Genomic DNA, 19,884 nt, shown 5'->3' on the forward strand with positions numbered 1-19,884 from the left:
GAAGTCTCTCGAAAGAAGTGTTATAGCATTACGCTAGCGGGCCGGCTGCGCCCGACATGAATCCCGCGCTCAGGGACGGTCGATCGTCAGGCGCTGGACGCCGCGGCCGGCGAGAACCGGCTTCTTGGCGCTGATGATGCGCGAGTTGACTCCGGTCCAGCCGATCTCGCCGGAGAGGCGACCGTACTCGATCTTGGGGCAGCGATTCATGATCACGGTGACGCCCGCCGCCTCCGCCCGGGCCGCGGCCGCGTCGTTGCGCACGCCGAGCTGCATCCAGATGATCCGCGGCGGTTGGGGCAGGGCCAGCGCCTCGTCGACGAGAGGACCCGCGGCCTCCGAGTTGCGGAAGATCTCGACCATGTCGACGGGGCCAGGCAAGTCGGCGAGGCGCCCGACGCAGGCCTTGCCCAGGAGATCCTGCCCGGCGAGGCCCGGATTGACCGGCGTGACGTCATAGCCGCGGGCGAGCAGGTACTTGAGCACGATCCAGCTCGGGCGGGCAGGGTTCGCCGAAGCGCCGACCAGGGCGATCGTGCGCGCCGCCTTGAGGAGCGCGCGGACATTGGCGTCGTCGTAGCGGTCGTGGCAGGTGGCGATGCCGTCGGGGGCGCTGTCGAGGGTCGGGATCATGGGCGACTTGTCCGTCATCGCGGGCCGTGCTGCAAGGCGACGATGATGACCCTCGACGAGACCGTCGCCTTCCTGGAGCGCGAGTTCCCGCAGATCCATCATGGCGGTCGCCATTATCATCTCGAGGCGGTCGGATTGCTCACCGCCCGGATGCGCATGGATCATCATGATCGCTTCCTGCGGCCGGGCGGCACCGTCTCGGGCCCCGCGATGATGACCCTGGCCGACCTCGCGCTCTACGCCGCGATCCTCGCCAATCTCGGCCCCGTCGCGCTCGCGGTGACGACCAATCTCAGCTTCAACTTCCTGCGCAGGCCGGGACCGAACGGCCTCGTTGGAGAGGCGCGCCTCCTGAAGCTCGGGCGCCGGCTGGCGGTCGGGGAGGTGCTCATCACCGCGCTGGGCTCCAGCGACCTCGTCTGCCACGCGACGGGTACCTACGCGATCCCGCCGGAGCGCTGAGGCGGCCCGCCCCGGAAACTCAGCCCGATCCCTCGTCGGGAATGTTCACGATGGTGCCGCAGGCTTTGCAATGGACCGCGTCGGGCTCGTGGAGCTGAAGCCCGCACGAGGTGCAGGGGAAGCGGACCTTGTTGGGGCGGAACAGCACCTGGGCGAGGCGCAGGAACAGGGTCACACCGAAGATCATCACGACGACGGAGATCAGGCGCCCAGAGGTGCCGGGAAGCGTGACGTCGCCGTAGCCCGTCGTCGTCAGCGAGGTCACGGTGAAGTAGAGGGCGTCCACGTAGTTGCCGATGGCCGGGTTGGTCCGGTGCTGCGTCGCGTAGACGATGCCGGTCATCACGAGCACGAAGACCGCGAGGTTTGTCGCGGCCAGGATCGCCTCCTCGTTGCGGCGAAAGAGGTCGATGTCGCGGCGCAGGCGGTCGAGGATCTGGTAGGTTCGCAGCAGCCGTAGGGTCCGCAGGATGCGCAGGAAGCCGGCGCCTTCGACGACAGCGGGCGCCAGGAACGAGACCACCGCCGCGACGTCGGCCCAGGTGGTCAGGCGCAGGAACTCGCGACCGCGCTGGCGGCTGATCAGCAGGCGGGCGGCGAAGTCGGCGAGCACGGCGAGGCCGAGCGCGATGTCGGCGGCCTTCAAAAGGGTGAGGCGCGGCAGGAACGACGATACGACGATGAACACGATCGTGGCGATGTCGAAGACGAGCAGGCCGTACCGAAAGCGATGGGCGCGAGGGCTGTCGCCCTCGTAGAGCTCCGTCAGCACAGATCTCAGCTGGCTCATGTGGGCGGGCATTCCCATCGCTGCCGCGGCTCGGCTCTCTCGAAGCGTCGGCGGCGCAAGGACGTTCCCGCGCCTCTCGTGCGGGCCGGTCCTCTCAGGATTGGGAGAACGGAAATCCGCGCGGCTCGGCCATGGCGAGGACGTGAACGCCGCGGGTTTTCACGGCACCTCGCGAGCGCGGTACCTTGATACCGTACGGCGGAAGTCGCTCAGAGTATTGGCGTTTGTGCGCTTAGGCGCGCAATAAGACTCTTGACGGCGCGGCACCCCGCGCGTATTGCACCCGCCAACGCCGTCGCGTCCCGAACGCGGCGGCGCATCGTTTTTCGAGAGATCACACGGACCATCACGGGATGAGCAGCGCGATGAAGACCACTTCGCTGAAACCCGCCGACGTCGACAAGAAGTGGATCGTCGTCGATGCGGATGGCCTGGTCGTCGGCCGGCTCGCCTCCATCGTCGCCATGCGTCTGCGCGGCAAGCACAAGCCCGCCTACACGCCCCACGTCGATTGCGGCGACAACGTCATCGTCATCAACGCCGAGAAGGTGAAGTTCACCGGCCGCAAGCGCGAGCAGAAGGTGTACTACCACCACACCGGGTATCCGGGCGGCATCAAGGAGCGCACGGCCAAGTATATCCTCGACGGTCGCTTCCCCGAGCGTGTCGTGGAGAAGGCCGTCGAGCGCATGCTCCCGCGCGGCCCGCTCTTCCGCCAGATCATGGGCAACCTCCGGGTCTACAAGGGCACCGAGCACCCCCACACCGCCCAGCAGCCGCAGGCGCTCGACGTCGGCGCCCTCAACCGCAAGAACGTGAGCGCTTGATCATGGCGACCCTCCAGTCCCTCGCCGACCTCAACCGGTCGAACGTCGAATCGCCCGAGAACGCGGCGCCGGTCCATGTCCAGAAGCTCGACGCGCAGGGCCGGGCCTACGCCACCGGCAAGCGCAAGGACGCGGTCGCCCGCGTCTGGATCAAGCCCGGCAAGGGCACCGTCGTGGTCAACGGCCGCACCATCGAGACCTACTTCGCCCGGCCGGTGCTGCGGATGATCCTGCGCCAGCCCCTCGAGATCGCGGGCCGCGTGGACCAGTACGACATCACGGTCACCGTGCATGGCGGCGGCCTCTCGGGCCAAGCGGGCGCCGTGCGCCACGGTCTCTCCAAGGCCCTGACCTATTACGAGCCCGAGCTGCGCAGCCCGCTGAAGCGCGAGGGCTTCCTCACCCGCGACGCCCGTGTCGTGGAGCGCAAGAAGTACGGCCGCAAGAAGGCTCGCCGCAGCTTCCAGTTCTCGAAGCGCTGAGGCCCTCGCGCCGATCGTTGCATCCAAAAAGGGCGGCTCCGGCCGCCCTTTTCTTTGAACTCCGCGACGGAGACGGGACCATGGCAAACAGTTTCCGGCGCGTTCAGGCTCCCGTCGCTTCTGCCGTCACGCTCTGCCTGAAGCGGTCCGGTGCGGAGGTCGTCGGCGAGGTCAAGCTCGCGGACGGCGTCCAGTTCAGCTCGACCGGTGAACTGCCGGTCGCCCAGGCCTTCGGGATTGCCGTCCACGTGGCCAACGAGGGCGCGCGCGAGATCGTGGTGATCGACCCTCAGAGCGTCTGGAAGGATTCCTGGGGTACGCTGGCCGAGGCGTGACGCGGGAAAGCAGTCAAGTCGCGACGTAAGACTCGCATCTGGCGGTGAAGGCGCGAGAAGCTCGCCGGTCAAAACCACCGTTGCCAATTCGAGGCCGCGCAGCAGGACCCAGAACCGCTGACGTGGCGAGCGCATTCTCTTTCGCCGGACCGTAACCACTTCGGCGGAAAATGCTCCAGCCTGGGAACGGTCGGAGGTTTATCGATTTGGGCGCGTCGGGAGACCCGCGTGACGGTGGCCGCCGACCGCGTCGGGTCGATCCCCCGTCCCGCCTCGGACTCAGGTCGCGGCCGGCCCGGCCTCAGCGAGGTAGGCCCAGGCCGCCGCCTCCTCGGACAGATCGAAGGTCTTGGTCTGGACCGGCATGACTGACCCCGACAGCGTGACCATGGCGCGCACGAACAGCGGCCCACCAACCACGACGTACTTGCGGATGTGTGCGACCGAGCGCGCCATGACAGAGCCGGCGTACCCGTCGAACCTCGCTCCGAGGTCCGTGCCTTCGTAGTTCGACATGATGAGCAACATGTCGATCGTGCCGTGCGTCGTCATGGCCGCGTCGGCGATGGAGGACATCCACTCGATGTCCGGCTTCGTGATCCTGTCCTTGATCTCGAAGGCGATGAGATCGGCCCGCGGCGCCTCGCGCTGGATGACCGAACCGTCCGGTGCTGCGCTCATGAAGCTCTCCCAAACCGCCTCGCGGACACTTCTCCGAAACCTTGCACCAATCGGTTTTGATCCAGACAGCCGGCGGTGGATCCGGTCGCCACCTTCGAGGACCTCCGGCATCAGCATGGGGCCCCTGTTGCCGCGGCGGATGCGCGGGGGCCTGGAAGATGATAGGTGGCCGGTACTAGGCGTCAGACCTTGCCCAACAGGAACATGTCCGCCGTCGGCGGTCAGGCGCCGAGCGCCTTCTCGAGCTCGCCCTTCGACATCCGCGAGCGGCCGGGGATCTTCCGCGCCTGCGCCTTCTTCATCAACTCGGTCTTCGTGGTGCCGGAGGCAGATTTGCGCGCCGCGGCAGCCTTCTTGGCGACATCGGCCGGCTGCCTCGAGAACTGCTTGCCCTTGGCGGTGTCGGCGCGCTTCTTGTCGGAGCTTCGCTTGTACTCCTTGTCCGAGACCGCGGACCGGGCCTCCTTCGGCAGGTAGCGCTCCCCGGTCTTGCCGCTCTCCTTGCCCGACTTCGTGCCCCATTCCTCCTCGGTCCATTGCGTCAGGTGGTTGTCGCCGGTCTTCTCGCCCTTGTAGCCGCCGCCGGCGTCCTTGTAGGCCTTGGTCGCCGCTTGCGCCTTGCGGGCCGACCACTGGCCGGGCTTGCCGCCCTTCGACGAGTCGGTGACCTTTTTCTTGACCTTGTCCCAGAGCTTCGGGTCCGTCTTCTCCGCGGTTGCTGACATCGTGCGCACCTCGATTAAGTGGATTTGGCGGACAACCGGTGCTTCGCTGGCGAGTTCCGGTGCAGCGTCGACCTGCCCTATCGTCATGAAGCCGTGCTCAACCCCGTGGCATCCGTTGACGGGCAAGCGCGCACCATCCATGTCGCGCCGGCGTCGCGAGCTTCGTCTCGGCGACGCATCACAAGAAGGGCCCTACCCATGAGCGAGAGCGCCGCGCGGCCAAGCGTGTTCATCGACGGCGAGGCCGGCACGACGGGCCTTAGCATCCGCGAGCGCCTGGAGCGGGAAGGCCGCGTGACGCTCAAAAGCCTGCCGCATGCGGACCGCAAGGACGTCGCCGCCAAGCGCGCGCTGATGGAGGACGTCGACCTCGTCGTGCTCTGCCTGCCGGACGACGCGGCGCGGGAGACCGTCGCGCTCGCCGACGCGCTGCCGAACGGTGGCCCTCGCATCCTCGACGCGAGCACCGCGCACCGGGTCAGCCCCGGCTGGGCCTACGGCTTCGCCGAACTGCATGACGGTCAGTCGGAGGAGATCCGGCAGGCGCGCCGGGTCGCCAATCCCGGCTGCTACCCGACCGGGGCGATCGCGCTGCTCCGGCCTCTCGTCGAGGCCGGGCTGATCCCGCCGGACCACCCCGTGAGCATCAACGCGGTCAGCGGCTATAGCGGCGGCGGCAAGGGCATGATCGAGGCTTACGAGGCCGGCCGCGGCGCGGCGTTCGAGATCTACGGGCTCGGCTTCGCGCACAAGCACGTGCCCGAGACGCAGAGCTACAGTCGCCTGACGCGGCGCCCGATCTTCATCCCCTCGGTCGGGAATTTCCGACAGGGCATGCTCGTAAGCGTGCCGCTCCACCTCGATGGGCTGCCCGATCGCCCGAGTGCGGGCGACCTCGAAGCCGCTCTGATCGCCTATTACGAAGGTCAGGACATCGTCAGGGTTGTTCCCGGCGCCGCTACGGGAACGCATGTCGAGCGCCTGGAACCCGAGGCGCTGAACGACACCGATCTTCTGGAATTACGGGTGTTCGGGTCCTCCGCGCATGGTCAGGCGGTGCTCGTGGCGCGCCTCGACAACCTCGGCAAAGGTGCTTCCGGCGCCGCCGTGCAGAACATCGGCCTGATGCTCGGCCTCGACTGAGGCTCATCCTCTGAGCCTTCGGTCCCCGACCTTCCTTCGTCTTCGCGCTTTGCAGCATTGACGAGACGAGGTCATCGACGGCAAAGCTTTCGGCGATCACCGCGGAGCTTGCCAGAGCATGTCGGACACCCGCCCGCCGCTGCCGCCCTTCACGGCCGAGACCGCGGCCACGAAGGCGCGCGGCGCCGAGGACGCCTGGAACACCCGCGATCCGGAACGCGTCTCGCTCGCCTACACCCCGGACAGCTGGTGGCGGAATCGCTCAGAGTTCTTCAGCGGCCGCGAAGCGATCGTCGCGTTCCTGGCGAAGAAATGGGAGCGCGAGCGCGAGTATCGCCTGATCAAGGAAGTCTGGGCCTTCCACGAGAACCGCATCGCCGCCCGCTTCGCCTACGAATGGCACGACGACGGGGGACAATGGTTCCGTTCTCACGGGAACGAGCAGTGGGAGTTTACGGAAGGCGGATTGATGCGGCGGCGCGAGGCCAGCATCAATGATGTGCCGATCCGAGAGTCCGAGCGTAAGTTCCACTGGCCCCAGGGACCCCGCCCGGCCGATCACCCGGGATTGTCGGATCTCGGCCTCTAGACCTGCCGCGACACTTCCAGGTCCTCGGCGCGTCGTGCGTGTCCCGCAGCGGTGCCGGAGCTTTTCCGCACTCGCCCTGCGATCCGCGAAGTGGGCTGTACTGAGCTTTCCCTCGATGCTGAAGGTCACGCGCCGGCAGCCGAAGGCGTGACGCTGGGGCGAGAGCGGCATCATCGCGGCTTCGCTGCACTCCTCGAGTCACACGATGCATTCGACTGGCCGAGTGACCACCGGAGGTCTTGCAGGCCCGACGCGAGGCTCAGTTCGACGGCCAGAATTGGGACATAGCAGGTGGCCGCACCGTCAACCTTGGGGTGGTAGAGCGTTCTCTTACAGGGTCGGCGTGAGATGGGCTCGTTTCCTTCACAAATAATCGTGAAAAAGTTCACGCTCGCGGGAAGAACATCTTGCTTGCGAAGGATCGTGAGCTTAGGCTCCAAAATATCGATCACCTGAGACAGCAACGGCGCAAACATCATGACCGAAACCGAGTTCGACTCTGGTCGCTTGATCACCCTCGCAGCCGACATTGTCTCGGCCTATGTCAGCAACAACCATGTCCAGAGCGCCGAGCTTCCCAAGCTGCTCAGCGATGTTCATGAGGCGATACGGGGCGTGACCGCGAGCGGCGGCCCTGCGGTCGAGGCCGGCCCGCCGAAGGCCACCGCGCAGGAGATCCGGCGCTCCATCACGGCGGACTACTTGATCAGCTTCGAGGACGGAAAGCAGTACAAGACCCTGCGCCGACACCTGACCCTGCGCGGCCTGACGCCGGAACAGTATCGCGCCAAGTGGGGCCTCGCGCCTGATTACCCGATGACCTCGGCCGCCTATTCGGAGCAGCGCTCCGAACTCGCCCGCGCCCTCGGCCTCGGTCAGCAGCGCCGCAAGTCCGCCGCCAAGGCCGCGCCCGAGGAAAGCACGAGCGTCGCCGAGGAGAGCGAGCCGGAGGCGGCCGAGGCCGCGCCCGAGAAGAAGCGTCGCGCACCCCGCAAGAAGCAGGCGGCCTGAGACGCTTCGCAAGACTCGTGGGATCAAGGTAACGGGGGCTGAGCAAGAGATTGCCAGCCCCCGCCCAAGAAGCGCAACGCTTTAGCTGAACAGAGCCGTTGCGGGCTCGCATCGCGATGGTGTGATGCGCCGGGGCTAGCCTTCAGGAAAGCTGGCCGCCTCTAACGGGAATACTGGCCTGCTGTTCAGGGCAACCTGCGCCATGGTGGTTGGATGATGCGTCTCGTGCGCAGAACCCGCCGAAGGCTCGCGCCCGGCGACCTGCGCGGCCCCCACGATCAACTTCAGACACATCCTGCCGTTCACATCGCTGTCACGTCCGCTCTCTAGTCCGTTGAGGACTTCGGATGGGCTGGGGCGTAGTCCCTGAGGCGGGATCGGCGCGCAACGCGGGCAGTGGTTGTCGCGGGTCGCCTCGGCCCAGCGCCTCAACACGGGTTGAGGGCGCATGAGCAATGCGGATGGCATAACCAAGGGACCGATCGCCCTGAAGCCCTGGCTCCAGGTCGCGATCGTCCTGGCGCTTCTGGCTGGTGTGGGCGGAGCGTTCTGGTATCAGCGCTCGATAGGAGCGGCTGCCGCACCGTCGACCGCAGCGGTCGGCACGCCGGCGGCCCTCGCGCCGCCCTCCAAGGGCGGCTTCGCGCTCACGGAGCAGCAGCTCGCGACCCTCACGACGGCGAGCGTCGACCACAAGTTCTTCTACGAGGAGATCGTCACCGAGGGGAAGATCGGCGTCGACGAGTATAGGGCCACCCCGATCTTCTCACCCTATCCCGGACGCGTCGTCGCGATCTTCGGGCGGACAGGGCAATACGTGAACCAGGGCGTGCCGCTGTTCTCGGTCCAGGCCAACGAGATGGTCCAGGCGCAGAACGACTACCTCGCCGCCCTCAACGTGCTGAACAAGAGCCGCGCGCAATCCCTCTACGCACAGACGGTCGAGAAACGCCTCCGTGACCTCTTCGACACGCGCGTGACGACCCTGCGTGAGCTTCAGACCGCGCAGAACGACCTCTCGAACGCCACGAACGATCTCAAGACCGCGGAGGTCGGACTGGAGGCAGTGCGCAACCGGCTGCGCATCCTCGGCCTCAAGGATGCCGACATGGCCGCGCTCCAGCAGAAGGGCGTGATCAATGCCGAGACGATGATCAACGCGCCGCTCAGCGGCACGATCATCCAGCGCAAGATCGGACCCGGGCAATACGTGGCCACGGGCGGGACGGACCCGTCCTACGTCATCGGCGACCTATCGCTGGTCTGGCTCGTGGCTCAGCTGCGCGAGCCCGACGCGGCCAAGGTGAGCCTGGGCGAGCGGCTGCAATTCCGGGTCCTCGCCTATCCGGACCGGGTCTTCGGGGCGCGGGTGAACTTCATTGGCACCTCCGTCGACCCGGCGACGCGCCGAATCGTCGTGCGCGGCGAGATCGACAACAGCAACAACCTGCTCAAGCCCGAGATGTACGCGACGGTGCGCATCATCAACGAGTACGAGAACGTGTCGCTCTCCGTGCCCCGACCCGCTGTCATCCTCGAGGGTGAGAAGGCGAGCGTCTGGGTGCTCAAGGACGGCAACGTGGTCGAGCACCGCCGCATCAAGCCCGGCATCCTGAACGACGGCAATCTCGAGGTCCTCGAAGGCTTGGCGGCGGGCGAGACCGTGATCTCCAAGGGCGCGCTGTTCATCGACCGCATGGCCGCCCAGGACTGACGTCGATGCGCGAGGGATACGTGATGCGATGAAGGCCATCGTCAACCTCGCCCTGCGCCAGCGCGTGCTGGTCGTGCTCGCCTTCGTCCTCCTCATCATCGGGGGCCTGGGCGCCCTGCGCTCCCTCAACATCGAGGCCTATCCCGACCCGACGCCGCCGATGGTGAACGTCGTCACCCAGGTGCCCGGGCTCTCGGCGGAGGAGGTGGAGCGCTACATCACGATCCCCATCGAGATCGGCACCTCGGGTCTGCCCTACCTCAAGGAGGTCCGCACCAACTCGCTCTACAGCCTGTCCGACGTGAAGCTGCAATTCGGCTTCGAGTTCACCTATCAGCAGGCCGAGCAGCAGGTCCTCAACCGCCTGGCGCAGCTCGACGCGCTGCCGAACGGGGCCAAGCCCGCCATCTCGCCGGTGAGCCCGATCGGCGAGATCTTCCGCTACAAGCTGAGCGCGCCCGAGGGTTACAGCGTCACCGACCTCCGGACGTTGCAGGAATGGGTGCTCAAGCGCCGGTTCCGTGCCGTGCCCGGCGTCATCGACGTGATCGGCTGGGGCGGCAAGACGAAGACCTACGACGTCGCTGTCGACCTCGACCGCCTCAACGCCGTCGGCGTGACCCTGCCGCAGGTCATGCAGACGCTCAAGGACAGCAACCTCAACGTCGGCGGTAACCGGATCCAGATCGGCGGCCAATCCGCCGTGGTCCGTGCGGTGGGCCTGATCCGGAGCGTCGACGACATCCGCGGCACCGTGGTCAGCCAGGCCGGCGGCGCGCCCGTCCTCATCGGCGACGTCGCCACCGTCTCGATCGGCCACCAGCCGCGCCTCGGCATCGCGGGGATGAACGACGAGGACGACATCGTCCAGGGCATCGTCCTGATGCGCCGGGGCGAGAAGAGCACGCCCTCCATCGCGGCCGTGAAGGCCGAGGTCGCCGCGATCGAGGCGGCGGGCATCCTGCCGCCGGGCGTGCGCATCGAGCGGGTCTACGACCGCTCGGACCTCATCGAGGTCACGACGCACACCGTGATGCACAACATGGTCTTCGGCATCGCGCTGATCTTGATCGTGCAATGGCTGTTCCTCGGCAACCTGCGCAGCGCGCTGATCGTCGTCGCCACCATCCCCTTCGCCCTGTTCTTCGCCGTCGCGATCCTCGTCGCGAGGGGCGAATCCGCGAATCTCCTCTCCGTCGGCGCCCTCGATTTCGGGCTGATCGTGGACGGCACCGTGATCATGGTGGAGAGCATCTTCCGCTACCTGTCCGGGCACGCGGTCGTCGCGGCGGCAGCGGCAGGCGCTCCGGGCGGTTTCGCGGCCAAGCTGCAGAAGATCTCCGCCGCCTCCTCGGATGTCGGGCGCTCGATCGTCTTCGCGGCCGTGATCATCATCACGGGCTTCCTGCCGCTCTTCACGCTGACGGGCGTCGAGCAATACATCTTCGGCCCGATGGCGCAGACCTACGCCTACGCGCTCTTGGGCGGTCTCATCGCGACGTTCACGGTCACGCCGGTGCTCTCGGCCCTGCTGCTGCCGAACCACGTCAAGGAGGTCGAGACCTTCCTGGTCCGCGCCCTCGACCGGCTCTACCGGCCGGCCGTGCGCGCGGCCATCGGCAACCGCATCCTCACGCTCGCCTGCGCCTTGCTGCTCCTCGCCGGGATCGGCCTGACCGCGCGCAGCCTCGGCCTCGAATTCCTGCCCAAGCTCGAGGAGGGCAATCTCTGGGTCCGCGGCACCATGCCGGCCACGATCTCGCTCGACGAGAGCAACGACTACGTCAACCGGATGCGCCGGATTATCGCCGCCGTCCCGGAGGTGGAGCGCGTCGTCTCCCAGCACGGGAGGCCCGACGACGGCACCGACGCGGCCGGCTTCTTCAACGGCGAGTTCTTCGCGCCTCTCAAGCCCGCGGAGCAGTGGCGGCCGGGCGTATCGAAGGACCAACTCGTCGACGAGCTCTTCGGCCGCCTGCGCGCCGAGTTTCCCGGCGTCGAGTTCAACCTCTCGCAGTACCTGCAGGACAACGTCGCCGAGGCGGTCTCGGGCATCAAGGGCGAGAACTCCTTCAAGGTCTTCGGCCCCGACCTCGAGACGCTGACCCGGGTCGCGGGCCAGGTCAAATCCGTGCTCACGAACATCGAGGGCGTGACCGACCTCGGCGTCTTCACCTCGCTGGGGCAGCCGACGGTCCAGATCGACGTCGACCGGGTTCGCGCCTCGCGCTACGGGCTGACGCCGGGCGACATCAACACGACGGTGCGCACCGCCATCGGCGGCGACGAGGCCGGCGACCTCTACGAGGCCAACAGCGACCGGCATCACCCCATGGTGGTGCGGCTCGCCGCACCCTTCCGGCAGAGCATCCAGTCGATCAGGAACCTGCGGATCGTGGGCCGGAGCGCCAACGGCATGGCGATGTCGCTGCCGCTGAACGAGGTGGCGACGGTCAAGCTCGTGTCGGGACCGGCCTACATCTATCGGGAGGGGCAGGAACGCTACCTGCCGGTGAAGTTCAGCATCCGCAACCGCGATCTCGGCGGCGCGATCATCGAGGCGCGGGAGCGGGTCGCGGCGGAGGTCGCGCTTCCCCCGGGCTACCGGATCGAGCTCGTGGGCGAGTTCAACAACCTGCAGAACGCGCTGGCGCGCCTGTCGCTCACCGTGCCGCTCGCCATCGCGCTGATCGCGCTGCTGCTCTACATCAACTTCTCCTCCCTCGCCGACACCCTGCTCGCGCTCAGCGTGATCCCGATGGCGGTCGCCGGCGGCATCTTCGCGCTCGCCTTCACGGCCACACCCTTCAGCGTCTCCGCCGCCATCGGCTTCATCGCACTGCTCGGCATCGCTGTGATGGACGGCATCATCGTCATCACGCAGTACAACGCCCTGCTCGCGACGGGCCTGGAGCGCACCCAGGCGATGCTCCAGACCTGCTACACGCAGATGCGCCCCGTCGTGATGACCTGCGTCGTGGCCGGCGTCGGCCTGCTGCCGGCGGCCTTCTCCGACGGCGTCGGCTCGCAGGTGCAGAAGCCGCTGGCCCTCGTCGTGGTCGGCGGCATGGCATTGGCGCCGGTGCTGATCCTCCTGATCCTCCCCGTCCTGATCCTCGTCTTCTCGAGGCGCAGACCAGCAGCCCAGGGCGAGGCTGCTCGCGAGGAACGGATCGAAGAGGCGCGGGCGGCGTAGTCCGGACCGCGAACCCGACCCTGGCCCGGCGGACAGGCTGGAGCGAGAGGCAATCCTTTCGACAGCATGTCGGGCCGTCACGTCGCTCGAGCTCGGGACCATCGGCAGTTCCCGGATCAGGAGCACGCCGCCTTTGAGAAGCGTTGGAAGGGGATTGGCGGCCAGGATGGAGACAACGCGACGATGAGCCATCATCCCGAGGCGCGGCCGAGCCATGGTCCGGACGCCATGGCCGGCGTCGAGTTCCTGGGCTTCGACGTGTTCGGCACGGTCGTCGATTGGCGCTCCGGCGTCGCCCGCGCGGCTGCCCCCTTCCTCGACCGCCATCGCATCGCCGTCGATCCCCTCGCCTTCGCAGACGAGTGGCGCGCCCTCTACCAGCCCAGCATGGAGGAAGTCCGCTCGGGCCGGCGACCTTGGGTTCGCCTCGACATCCTCAACCTCGAGAACCTGAGGGTGGTCCTGACCCGCCACGGGGTCGCGATCGATGGCATCGCCGCGGAAGACCTCGCGGCGCTCAACCGCTGCTGGGAGCGGCTCGACCCCTGGCCAGACAGCGTCGAGGGACTCACCCGCCTCAAGCGCCGCTTCGCCATCGGCGCGCTCTCGAACGGGCACCTCGCCGGCATGATGCGGCTCGCCCGGTTCGGCGGCCTGCACTGGGACATCATCGTCGGGGCCGAGGTGGCTCGCAGCTACAAGCCGAGGCCGGAGACCTACCTGCGCTCCGCCGAGGCGGTGGGCCTGCCGCCCGCGCAGGTCGGCATGATCGCGGCCCACAACGAGGATTTGAGGGCGGCTCGCGCCCTCGGACTGCGAACGGTGTTCGTGCGCCGCCCGACCGAACATGGGCCGGCCCAAACCACCGACCTAGCCCCCACCGAACACTGGGATGTCGAGGCTGACAGCCTGATCGCCGCCGCCGACGCGCTCGGCTGCTGACCCAGCCGCGGGCGGTGAGCACTAGGAGAAGCGGAGATAGCGGTCCAATCCTCCTGCGCGGACCTCGGGACCGCACGTTCCGGCGAGCATCAGGGCGCTGTCGACTTCGGAAAAAGGGACTGGTAGACGGGTTCCGGCGTCCGACTCCGTAGCTCAGCTGGATAGAGCAGCCGCCTTCTAAGCGGCAGGTCGTTGGTTCGAGCCCAACCGGGGTCGCCATCCTGCGATCCCGTTCCAGTCTCCGCCTCAGGCCCGCACGGTTTCGCTTTCCCGGTCAGCGCATGCAAAAGGAGCCCGCAACTTTTCGGCTGCAGGCCCTTTCTTGGTTCAAGAACCGGTCCTTCGTAACGGACCGGCGCGCCTCGCCTCAGCGACCGCCGCCGCCGCCGCCCGCGCTGCCGTTCGGAACCGCGCGCTCGGGCAGGTTGGCGTTGCCGCCGGCCGCCGAGCTCGAGGTCGCCGTGTCGGCGCCGGTCGCGCCGCGCGAGATCACGAGGTCCGGCGAGCTGCCCGTGGTGTTCGGCTGCTGGGTGACGATGGTGCCGGTGGCGCCGGGCTGGCGGTAGGGCGTGCCCTGCGCGAAAGCGGAACCCGCGAGCGCCAGGGTCAGGGTACCGACGGCAAGAATTCTCTTCATGACCAAATCCCTTACTCCAATTGAGTTGTGCACTAACAACCGGTTCGGGCCTCCAAAGGTTTCGGCTCCCTCACCCGATCGTGCGCAATCGCACACCAGGGCCGGCGAAGATCGAGGCGCCCTTGAATGCCGCTCGGCGTCCGCCGTGGAACGCCGACGAGAGCTATGAGGGCGTCCTGTCGGCGCCGGCCGCCATCAGGTCGGTCTGAAGTTCGACGAGGTAGCGGGTGAGTCGGCCGGCGATGCCGGCATCGCCGCACTGGACCCAGAGAGGAACCGGCAGGGCGTCGCGCTCCACCTTGAACAGGACCGCCTCGGCCATGATCGCCGCCTCCCGCTCCACGGACGCGGCCAGGAGTCGGGTACCGTTCGGCGTGCCGATGAGGATCGCGATGGTCGCCATTCCTCACGAACGGCCCTGGCTGCCCGCGGTTCATTAGCGAATGCAATGGGTGACCGTTCGCTCGGGTTTGAGGTCCCGCCGCACGCCTTCCCGTGCGGCAGGCCATATCGTAACGGTAGGGCGAATGGACCTGCAGAGGTGGGCTTGATGGGCAGGCGTCTCGCGTTCTTGCATCTGGCGTTCTTGGCGGCGACCATCGCCGCGATGCCGGCGGCGGCGGAAACACGCGTCGCCCTCGTCATCGGCAATGGCCGCTACGCCGCCGTGGCACCGCTGCCCAATCCGCCGCGCGACGCGACCCGCGTCGCCGAGGCCCTGCGCGGGTCCGGGTTCCAGGCCGTGACCGTGGTCTCCGATGCCAGCCGGAGCGAGCTCATCGCCGCGCTGAACACGTTCTCGGAAGCGGCGGAGCGGGCGGATTGGGCCCTCGTCTACTTTGCCGGCCACGGCATCGAGATCGACGGGACCAACTACGTCGTCCCCGTCGATGCCAGGCTCAAGAGCGACCGCTCCATCGCGGACGAGGCGGTGCCGCTCGACCGGGTGCTGCAGGCCATCGAGGCGGCGCGAAAGCTCCGGCTCGTCATTCTCGACGCCTGCCGCGACAACCCCTTCGTGGCGAGCATGCGGCGGACCTCCGCGACGCGCTCCATCGGGCGCGGGCTCGCCCGGATGGAGCCGGAGGGCGGCACCCTCGTCGCCTTCGCGGCCAAGCACGGCCAGACGGCCCTGGACGGGGAGGGCGAGCACAGCCCCTTCGTTCAGGCGCTCTCCCGGCGCCTCCCGACGCCGGGGCTCGAGATCAACAAGCTGTTCCGCCTCGTGCGCGACGACGTCATGGCCGCGACCGGCAAGAAGCAGGAGCCGTTCGTCTACGGCTCGCTGCCGGGCGAGGACTTCTTCTTCGTCCGCGACGATTCCGGCCGCCCGCCGGTGCAGGCCGCGCCGGCCCTGACCGCAAAGCTCCCGAGCACGGCGCCGCCCGAAGCACCGCCGGCCAAGCCCGCGCAGGTCGCGGCCCTCCCGCCGATACAATCCAACCCGACGGCGGGCGGCAACGCGCCCGTCAACGGGCCGCTCGTCAGCTTCTCGCGAAGCAATTCAGGCTGGCAGGCCACGATCTCCCTGCCGGAACCGGCGATCGGCCTGTCCTGGCGGCTCGGCGAGAGCGGCGCTTACGCGGATACCGACCTTCTCGACGTCATCGACCAGCGCACCGGACGGCGCATGCCGAACCCGTCGTTCCACCTGGACGTCGGGACGGCGGCGGCCACGATCTACCTGCGCTACGTCGACGCCGCCGGCGTGACCGTCGGCCCCTTCCCGATCGCCTTCGATCCGCGGGTCGCCCTGGTCCGCGACCAGCGGCGCATCATCGAGATGGTGGGCGGGAGCTGGCTCGAGTTCCGGAACTTCAACGGCGTCCTGCTCTACTACACCTCGCTCGTCTCCTATCGCTGCGCCATCAAGGAGCTTCGGATCGGCCTCGACCGTCCCGAGCCGGACCGCGTCGTCGTCCTGCCGCCCTGCGACGAGGCGAACCCCTTCGCGATCCCCTCGAGCTTCGTGCCCTACCTGAAGGCGCCGCCGGGCACCCGCTCGGCCTCGGCGCAGATCGTCTACGCCGACGGTTCGGTCTCGGCGGTGAAGCAGTTCCGGCGCTGATCGAGAGCTGCCCGGAACAGGGGGCCGGACCCGCCTGTTGCGTTCCAGCGAACGGCCGACCCGCGGGTGGCCGCGCGGGGGGACGTCCAATGAGCGATCGAGTCGAGATCAAGCCCTACGACGGCCCTGCCGGAGGCTGGGGCTCGGCCAAGTCCCTGACCGAGATCCTGCTGCGCGAGCAGATCCCGGCGAGCGGCGCCACGCTCCTCATGCACCAGAACAAGCCCGACGGGTACATGTGCGTGAGCTGCGCCTGGGCGAAGCCGGCCAAGCCCGCCGTGTTCGAATATTGCGAGAACGGCGCCAAGGCGACCGCCTGGGAGGTCACCCGCAAGCGCATCACCTCCGACTTCTTCGCCGCGCACAGGGTCCGCGACCTGGAGAGCTGGCGCGACTACGACCTGGAGGAGCTCGGCCGGCTGACCGAGCCGATGCGCTGGGACCAGGCCAGCGACACCTACCGCCCCGTCTCCTGGGCGGAGGCCTTCGCCGAGATCGGCGCCGAGTTGCGGGCGCTGGAGCCGGCATCCACGGTGTTCTACGCCTCCGGCCGAGCCTCGCTGGAAGCCTCGTACATGTACGCGATGCTGGCGCGGCTCTACGGCAACAACAACCTGCCCGACAGCTCCAACATGTGCCACGAATCGACCTCCGTGGCCCTGCCCGAGAGCATCGGCTCGCCGGTCGGCACCGTGCAGCTCGAGGATTTCGAACACACCGACTGCATCCTGTTCTTCGGGCAGAACCCCGGCTCGAACGCGCCGCGCATGCTCCACCCGCTGCAGGACGCGAGCCGGCGCGGCGTGCCCATCATCACCTTCAATCCGTTCCGCGAGCGGGGGCTGGAGCGCTTCACCAACCCGCAATCCCCGGCCGAGATGCTCACCCGCTCCGAGACGCGGATCTCCTCGCAATACCTCCAGGTGAAGGCGGGCGGCGACCTCGCCGCGATCTACGGGCTGTGCAAGGCCCTGATCGCGACCGACGACGCGGCGCGGGAGGCGGGGAGGGCGGGTCCGATCGACCAAGCCTTCATCGCCGAGCACACGCACGGCTTCGAGGCCTTCGCCGCCTCCGTCCGCTCTAAGGGCTGGGACGAACTGGAACGCCGCTCCGGCCTGAGCCGGGCCTCCCTGGAGCAGGCGGCGGCGACCTACGCGAGAGCCAAGGCGACGCTTGGGGTCTACGGCATGGGGCTGACCCAGCACCGCATGGGCGTCGAGACCGTGCAGGCGCTCATGAATCTTCTGCTCCTGCGCGGCAATATCGGTCGTCCCGGCGCCGGGATCTGCCCCGTACGCGGCCATTCCAACGTGCAGGGGCAACGCAGCGTTGGGATCACCGAGAAGCCCGAACTCGTGCCGATGGACAAGCTGCGCGCGCTCTACGGCTTCGAGCCTCCCGCGGAGAAAGGGCTGAACACGGTCGAGGCCTGCGAAGGCATCCTCGACGGCTCGGTCCGCGCCTTCGTGGCGCTCGGCGGCAACTTCATCCGGGCCGTGCCGGAAACGACGCTGATGGAGGCGGCCTGGCGGCGTCTGCGCCTGACCGTGCAGATCTCGACCAAGCTTAACCGCAACCATCTGATCCACGGCGAGGTCAGCTACATCCTGCCCTGCCTCGGCCGCATCGAGATCGACAAGCAGGACGGCCGCCGGCAATCCGTCGCGATGGAGGATTCGACCGCCTGCATCCACGGGTCGAGGGGCTATGCCGAGCCCGCCGGTCCGAACCTCCTGTCGGAACCCCGCATCATCGCCGGCATCGCCAAGGCGACCCTTCCCCCCAACGAGCGGGTCGACTGGGACGTCTGGGCCTCCGACTACGCCAGCGTACGGGATGCGATCGAGGCAACCTATCCCGACCAGTTTCATAACTTCAACGCCCGGATGTGGAAGCCCGGCGGCTTCCACCGGCCGATCCCGGCCTCGAAGCGCGAGTGGAAGACGCAGACCGGCAAGGCGAACTTCGTGACGCCCCGGGGGCTGTCAGCGGATCCCGATACCGAGCAGTCCGATCCGGACGTGCTGCGCCTCATCACCATGCGCTCGAACGACCAGTTCAACACGACGATCTACGGCTACGACGACCGCTTCCGCGGCGTGAAAGGCACGCGCATGGTGCTGTTCGTGAGCCACGCCGACGTCGCGCGACTGCGCCTTCGCGACGGGCAGACCGTTGATCTCGTCTGCGCGGCGCAGGATGGCGTCGCGCGCCGCGTCGACGGATTTCTCGTCCTGCCCTTCGACATCCCGGCGGGTTGCGTGGGCGGCTACTACCCGGAATGCAACCCGCTGATCCCGCTCTGGCACCATGCGGAGCGGAGCAAGGTGCCGGCCGCCAAATCGGTGCCGGTGCGGATCGTGCCGCGCCCGACCGTCTGATCCGACCGGATTCGCACCGCCTCCGCGGGGTCGTCTCCCGACCATCCTCCGCGCATGTGCGCCATCACACGTCATCAACGATCGTGCGCACACATACACCGGTCTCACAAGAAACTCTGCAGATTTTACTTGATCACGCTGCAATATAGAGATCGGCTTTATCTATGAATACGCGTATCGCCTCCGCGGCCGCCCTCCTTTCGCTGACCTTCGGTGCCGCGCTTTCGCCGGCTCTCGCGCAGACCTACGGTGCGCCCGCCGGCTACGTCGGTGGAGGTCACATCGCGCAGGGCGGGAACGGATACCCCGATGGGCGGCCTCCCGTTCAGTACCGCGTCGTCGAGCCGAGGGCCGACGATGCGGTCGTAACGGGCTCGATCGACCGGCGCGGTCTCGACCGTTCGGCCAAGGACGGCAATGCTGAGCAGAACAACAAGCGCTTCCCGAACTACGGCAACACCTCCGGTGGGCCGGCCTACTGAAGAGGTTAGGCTCAAGTCTCGAACTCCGCTTCGCGAGAGAGGGCGTGCCGGGCACGGCGCGCCCTCTCTCGCACTGGCCCACCCGGAAGTCGTCTTGACGGCCGCGTGGGATTTGGCGTCCTCATGAACCTCAAACGTCAATGACGGAGGCACGCCCAGGATGACCCTCAAGACCCTTCGCGACGTCTCGGGCCTGAGCCCGGAGCCGGCGAGCCTCGCGGGCTCGGCCCTCCTGATGATCGATCTCCAGAACACGTATCGAGAAGGATTGATGCGGCTCGAAGGCGTCGAGCCGGCCATCGTCGAGGCGCGGAAGCTTCTCGACCGCGCCCGGAACGCCGGCATCCCGATCATCCACGTTCGGCACGACGCCGGCGAAGGCTCGCCCTACGATGTCCGGGCGCCGATCGGCCAGATCAGCGACGAGGTCGCGCCTCAGGGCGACGAAGCCGTCATCACGAAGGCCTATCCGAGCGCCTTCGTCGGAACGGACCTGCAGGCGCGCCTCGATGCGGCCGGCGTCAAGGACGTGATCGTGGCCGGCTTCATGACGCATATGTGCGTCAACTCGACCTCCCGCAGCGCCTTCAGCCTCGGCTACCGCCCGACGGTGGTGGCCTCCGCGACCGCAACCCGCGCCCTGCCGGGGCCGGACGGCAGCGCCGTCTCGGCCGCGAGCGTGCAGGCGGCAAGCCTCGCAGGCCTTGCGGACCTCATCGCGGTGGTCGCCCGGACGCCGGACGACATCCGCAACTGAGATCGCGTGCGCGGATCAGCGCTCGC

At 67.8% G+C, this 19,884-nt stretch carries 20 protein-coding genes and 1 tRNA gene; 15 read left to right on the forward strand and 6 right to left on the reverse strand.

The window, feature by feature from the left end; translation table 11 throughout:
* Positions 1–69: 69 nt before the first annotated feature.
* Complete coding sequence (locus tag MFF55_RS06395) at positions 70–633, reverse strand: CoA-binding protein (RefSeq protein WP_238243246.1); 564 nt, start codon at positions 631–633, stop codon at positions 70–72.
* A 45-nt stretch (positions 634–678) separates the two neighbouring features.
* Between MFF55_RS06395 and MFF55_RS06400 the strand changes: the two genes are divergently transcribed.
* On the forward strand, positions 679–1,095 hold the full coding sequence (locus tag MFF55_RS06400; protein ID WP_238243284.1) for a PaaI family thioesterase: 417 nt from the start codon (positions 679–681) through the stop codon (positions 1,093–1,095).
* Positions 1,096–1,114: 19 nt separating this feature from the next.
* On the opposite strand, the gene MFF55_RS06405 is transcribed toward MFF55_RS06400, so the two are convergent.
* A complete protein-coding gene (locus tag MFF55_RS06405) occupies positions 1,115–1,885 on the reverse strand; it encodes a potassium channel family protein (RefSeq protein ID WP_238243247.1) in 771 nt (256 codons plus the stop codon).
* 365 nt (positions 1,886–2,250) lie between these two features.
* Here MFF55_RS06405 and rplM point away from each other — a divergent pair, with 365 nt between their 5' ends.
* From rplM to MFF55_RS06420, 3 genes are all read left to right on the forward strand, one after another.
* The gene (rplM, locus tag MFF55_RS06410; protein ID WP_238243248.1) at positions 2,251–2,712 is read left to right on the forward strand and encodes a 50S ribosomal protein L13; all 462 of its coding nucleotides are present in this window, start codon (positions 2,251–2,253) and stop codon (positions 2,710–2,712) included.
* A 2-nt stretch (positions 2,713–2,714) separates the two neighbouring features.
* Positions 2,715–3,194 (forward strand): 30S ribosomal protein S9, encoded by a 480-nt coding sequence (rpsI, locus tag MFF55_RS06415; protein WP_238243249.1) that lies wholly within the window; start codon positions 2,715–2,717, stop codon positions 3,192–3,194.
* 80 nt (positions 3,195–3,274) lie between these two features.
* Positions 3,275–3,529 (forward strand): hypothetical protein, encoded by a 255-nt coding sequence (locus MFF55_RS06420; RefSeq protein ID WP_238243250.1) that lies wholly within the window; start codon positions 3,275–3,277, stop codon positions 3,527–3,529.
* 279 nt (positions 3,530–3,808) lie between these two features.
* Here the strand turns inward: MFF55_RS06420 and MFF55_RS06425 are convergent, their stop codons facing one another.
* Together MFF55_RS06425 and MFF55_RS06430 are read right to left on the reverse strand one after the other, a co-directional pair.
* On the reverse strand, positions 3,809–4,210 hold the full coding sequence (locus MFF55_RS06425) for a SpoIIAA family protein (RefSeq protein WP_238243251.1): 402 nt from the start codon (positions 4,208–4,210) through the stop codon (positions 3,809–3,811).
* A gap of 221 nt (positions 4,211–4,431) precedes the next feature.
* On the reverse strand, positions 4,432–4,935 hold the full coding sequence (locus MFF55_RS06430) for a DUF5872 domain-containing protein (RefSeq protein ID WP_238243252.1): 504 nt from the start codon (positions 4,933–4,935) through the stop codon (positions 4,432–4,434).
* A gap of 198 nt (positions 4,936–5,133) precedes the next feature.
* Between MFF55_RS06430 and argC the strand changes: the two genes are divergently transcribed.
* The 7 genes from argC (at position 5,134) to MFF55_RS06465 (ending at position 13,749) form a co-directional block, all read left to right on the forward strand.
* Positions 5,134–6,078, forward strand: a complete 945-nt coding sequence (gene argC, locus MFF55_RS06435) for an N-acetyl-gamma-glutamyl-phosphate reductase (RefSeq protein WP_238243253.1) — start codon at positions 5,134–5,136, stop codon at positions 6,076–6,078.
* A 118-nt stretch (positions 6,079–6,196) separates the two neighbouring features.
* Positions 6,197–6,667, forward strand: coding sequence for a nuclear transport factor 2 family protein (locus MFF55_RS06440; protein WP_238243254.1), 471 nt, complete (start codon positions 6,197–6,199; stop codon positions 6,665–6,667).
* A 477-nt stretch (positions 6,668–7,144) separates the two neighbouring features.
* Complete coding sequence (locus MFF55_RS06445; protein WP_238243255.1) at positions 7,145–7,678, forward strand: Ros/MucR family transcriptional regulator; 534 nt, start codon at positions 7,145–7,147, stop codon at positions 7,676–7,678.
* Between the two features lie 448 nt (positions 7,679–8,126).
* Entirely contained in the window at positions 8,127–9,392 is a 1,266-nt protein-coding gene (locus tag MFF55_RS06450) for an efflux RND transporter periplasmic adaptor subunit (RefSeq protein WP_238243256.1), read from the forward strand.
* Positions 9,393–9,420: 28 nt separating this feature from the next.
* Complete coding sequence (locus MFF55_RS06455; RefSeq protein WP_238243257.1) at positions 9,421–12,588, forward strand: efflux RND transporter permease subunit; 3,168 nt, start codon at positions 9,421–9,423, stop codon at positions 12,586–12,588.
* 183 nt (positions 12,589–12,771) lie between these two features.
* The gene (locus MFF55_RS06460; RefSeq protein ID WP_238243258.1) at positions 12,772–13,530 is read left to right on the forward strand and encodes a haloacid dehalogenase type II; all 759 of its coding nucleotides are present in this window, start codon (positions 12,772–12,774) and stop codon (positions 13,528–13,530) included.
* A gap of 142 nt (positions 13,531–13,672) precedes the next feature.
* Positions 13,673–13,749, forward strand: a tRNA-Arg gene (locus tag MFF55_RS06465).
* Between the two features lie 148 nt (positions 13,750–13,897).
* On the opposite strand, the gene MFF55_RS06470 is transcribed toward MFF55_RS06465, so the two are convergent.
* Positions 13,898–14,167, reverse strand: coding sequence for a hypothetical protein (locus MFF55_RS06470; protein WP_238243259.1), 270 nt, complete (start codon positions 14,165–14,167; stop codon positions 13,898–13,900).
* Positions 14,168–14,330: 163 nt separating this feature from the next.
* Entirely contained in the window at positions 14,331–14,570 is a 240-nt protein-coding gene (locus MFF55_RS06475) for a hypothetical protein (RefSeq protein ID WP_238243260.1), read from the reverse strand.
* A 168-nt stretch (positions 14,571–14,738) separates the two neighbouring features.
* Between MFF55_RS06475 and MFF55_RS06480 the strand changes: the two genes are divergently transcribed.
* From MFF55_RS06480 to MFF55_RS06495, 4 genes are all read left to right on the forward strand, one after another.
* Complete coding sequence (locus MFF55_RS06480; RefSeq protein ID WP_238243261.1) at positions 14,739–16,235, forward strand: caspase family protein; 1,497 nt, start codon at positions 14,739–14,741, stop codon at positions 16,233–16,235.
* Between the two features lie 89 nt (positions 16,236–16,324).
* Positions 16,325–18,619, forward strand: coding sequence for an FdhF/YdeP family oxidoreductase (locus MFF55_RS06485; RefSeq protein WP_238243262.1), 2,295 nt, complete (start codon positions 16,325–16,327; stop codon positions 18,617–18,619).
* 164 nt (positions 18,620–18,783) lie between these two features.
* Complete coding sequence (locus MFF55_RS06490; RefSeq protein WP_238243263.1) at positions 18,784–19,101, forward strand: hypothetical protein; 318 nt, start codon at positions 18,784–18,786, stop codon at positions 19,099–19,101.
* Positions 19,102–19,261: 160 nt separating this feature from the next.
* Entirely contained in the window at positions 19,262–19,858 is a 597-nt protein-coding gene (locus tag MFF55_RS06495) for a cysteine hydrolase family protein (RefSeq protein WP_238243264.1), read from the forward strand.
* Positions 19,859–19,884: the final 26 nt, after the last annotated feature.

The organism is Methylobacterium iners (genome assembly GCF_022179305.1).
GTDB classification, from domain to species: domain Bacteria; phylum Pseudomonadota; class Alphaproteobacteria; order Rhizobiales; family Beijerinckiaceae; genus Methylobacterium; species Methylobacterium iners.

Bases quoted from the DNA above. Each gene is read 5' to 3' on its own strand.
- MFF55_RS06395 (WP_238243246.1), bottom strand. From the start codon at position 633: ATGATCCCGACCCTCGACAGCGCCCCCGACGGCATCGCCACCTGCCAC.
- MFF55_RS06400 (WP_238243284.1), top strand. From the start codon at position 679: ATGACCCTCGACGAGACCGTCGCCTTCCTGGAGCGCGAGTTCCCGCAG.
- MFF55_RS06405 (WP_238243247.1), bottom strand. From the start codon at position 1,885: ATGAGCCAGCTGAGATCTGTGCTGACGGAGCTCTACGAGGGCGACAGC.
- rplM (WP_238243248.1), top strand. From the start codon at position 2,251: ATGAAGACCACTTCGCTGAAACCCGCCGACGTCGACAAGAAGTGGATC.
- rpsI (WP_238243249.1), top strand. From the start codon at position 2,715: ATGGCGACCCTCCAGTCCCTCGCCGACCTCAACCGGTCGAACGTCGAA.
- MFF55_RS06420 (WP_238243250.1), top strand. From the start codon at position 3,275: ATGGCAAACAGTTTCCGGCGCGTTCAGGCTCCCGTCGCTTCTGCCGTC.
- MFF55_RS06425 (WP_238243251.1), bottom strand. From the start codon at position 4,210: ATGAGCGCAGCACCGGACGGTTCGGTCATCCAGCGCGAGGCGCCGCGG.
- MFF55_RS06430 (WP_238243252.1), bottom strand. From the start codon at position 4,935: ATGTCAGCAACCGCGGAGAAGACGGACCCGAAGCTCTGGGACAAGGTC.
- argC (WP_238243253.1), top strand. From the start codon at position 5,134: ATGAGCGAGAGCGCCGCGCGGCCAAGCGTGTTCATCGACGGCGAGGCC.
- MFF55_RS06440 (WP_238243254.1), top strand. From the start codon at position 6,197: ATGTCGGACACCCGCCCGCCGCTGCCGCCCTTCACGGCCGAGACCGCG.
- MFF55_RS06445 (WP_238243255.1), top strand. From the start codon at position 7,145: ATGACCGAAACCGAGTTCGACTCTGGTCGCTTGATCACCCTCGCAGCC.
- MFF55_RS06450 (WP_238243256.1), top strand. From the start codon at position 8,127: ATGAGCAATGCGGATGGCATAACCAAGGGACCGATCGCCCTGAAGCCC.
- MFF55_RS06455 (WP_238243257.1), top strand. From the start codon at position 9,421: ATGAAGGCCATCGTCAACCTCGCCCTGCGCCAGCGCGTGCTGGTCGTG.
- MFF55_RS06460 (WP_238243258.1), top strand. From the start codon at position 12,772: ATGAGCCATCATCCCGAGGCGCGGCCGAGCCATGGTCCGGACGCCATG.
- MFF55_RS06470 (WP_238243259.1), bottom strand. From the start codon at position 14,167: ATGAAGAGAATTCTTGCCGTCGGTACCCTGACCCTGGCGCTCGCGGGT.
- MFF55_RS06475 (WP_238243260.1), bottom strand. From the start codon at position 14,570: ATGGCGACCATCGCGATCCTCATCGGCACGCCGAACGGTACCCGACTC.
- MFF55_RS06485 (WP_238243262.1), top strand. From the start codon at position 16,325: ATGAGCGATCGAGTCGAGATCAAGCCCTACGACGGCCCTGCCGGAGGC.
- MFF55_RS06490 (WP_238243263.1), top strand. From the start codon at position 18,784: ATGAATACGCGTATCGCCTCCGCGGCCGCCCTCCTTTCGCTGACCTTC.
- MFF55_RS06495 (WP_238243264.1), top strand. From the start codon at position 19,262: ATGACCCTCAAGACCCTTCGCGACGTCTCGGGCCTGAGCCCGGAGCCG.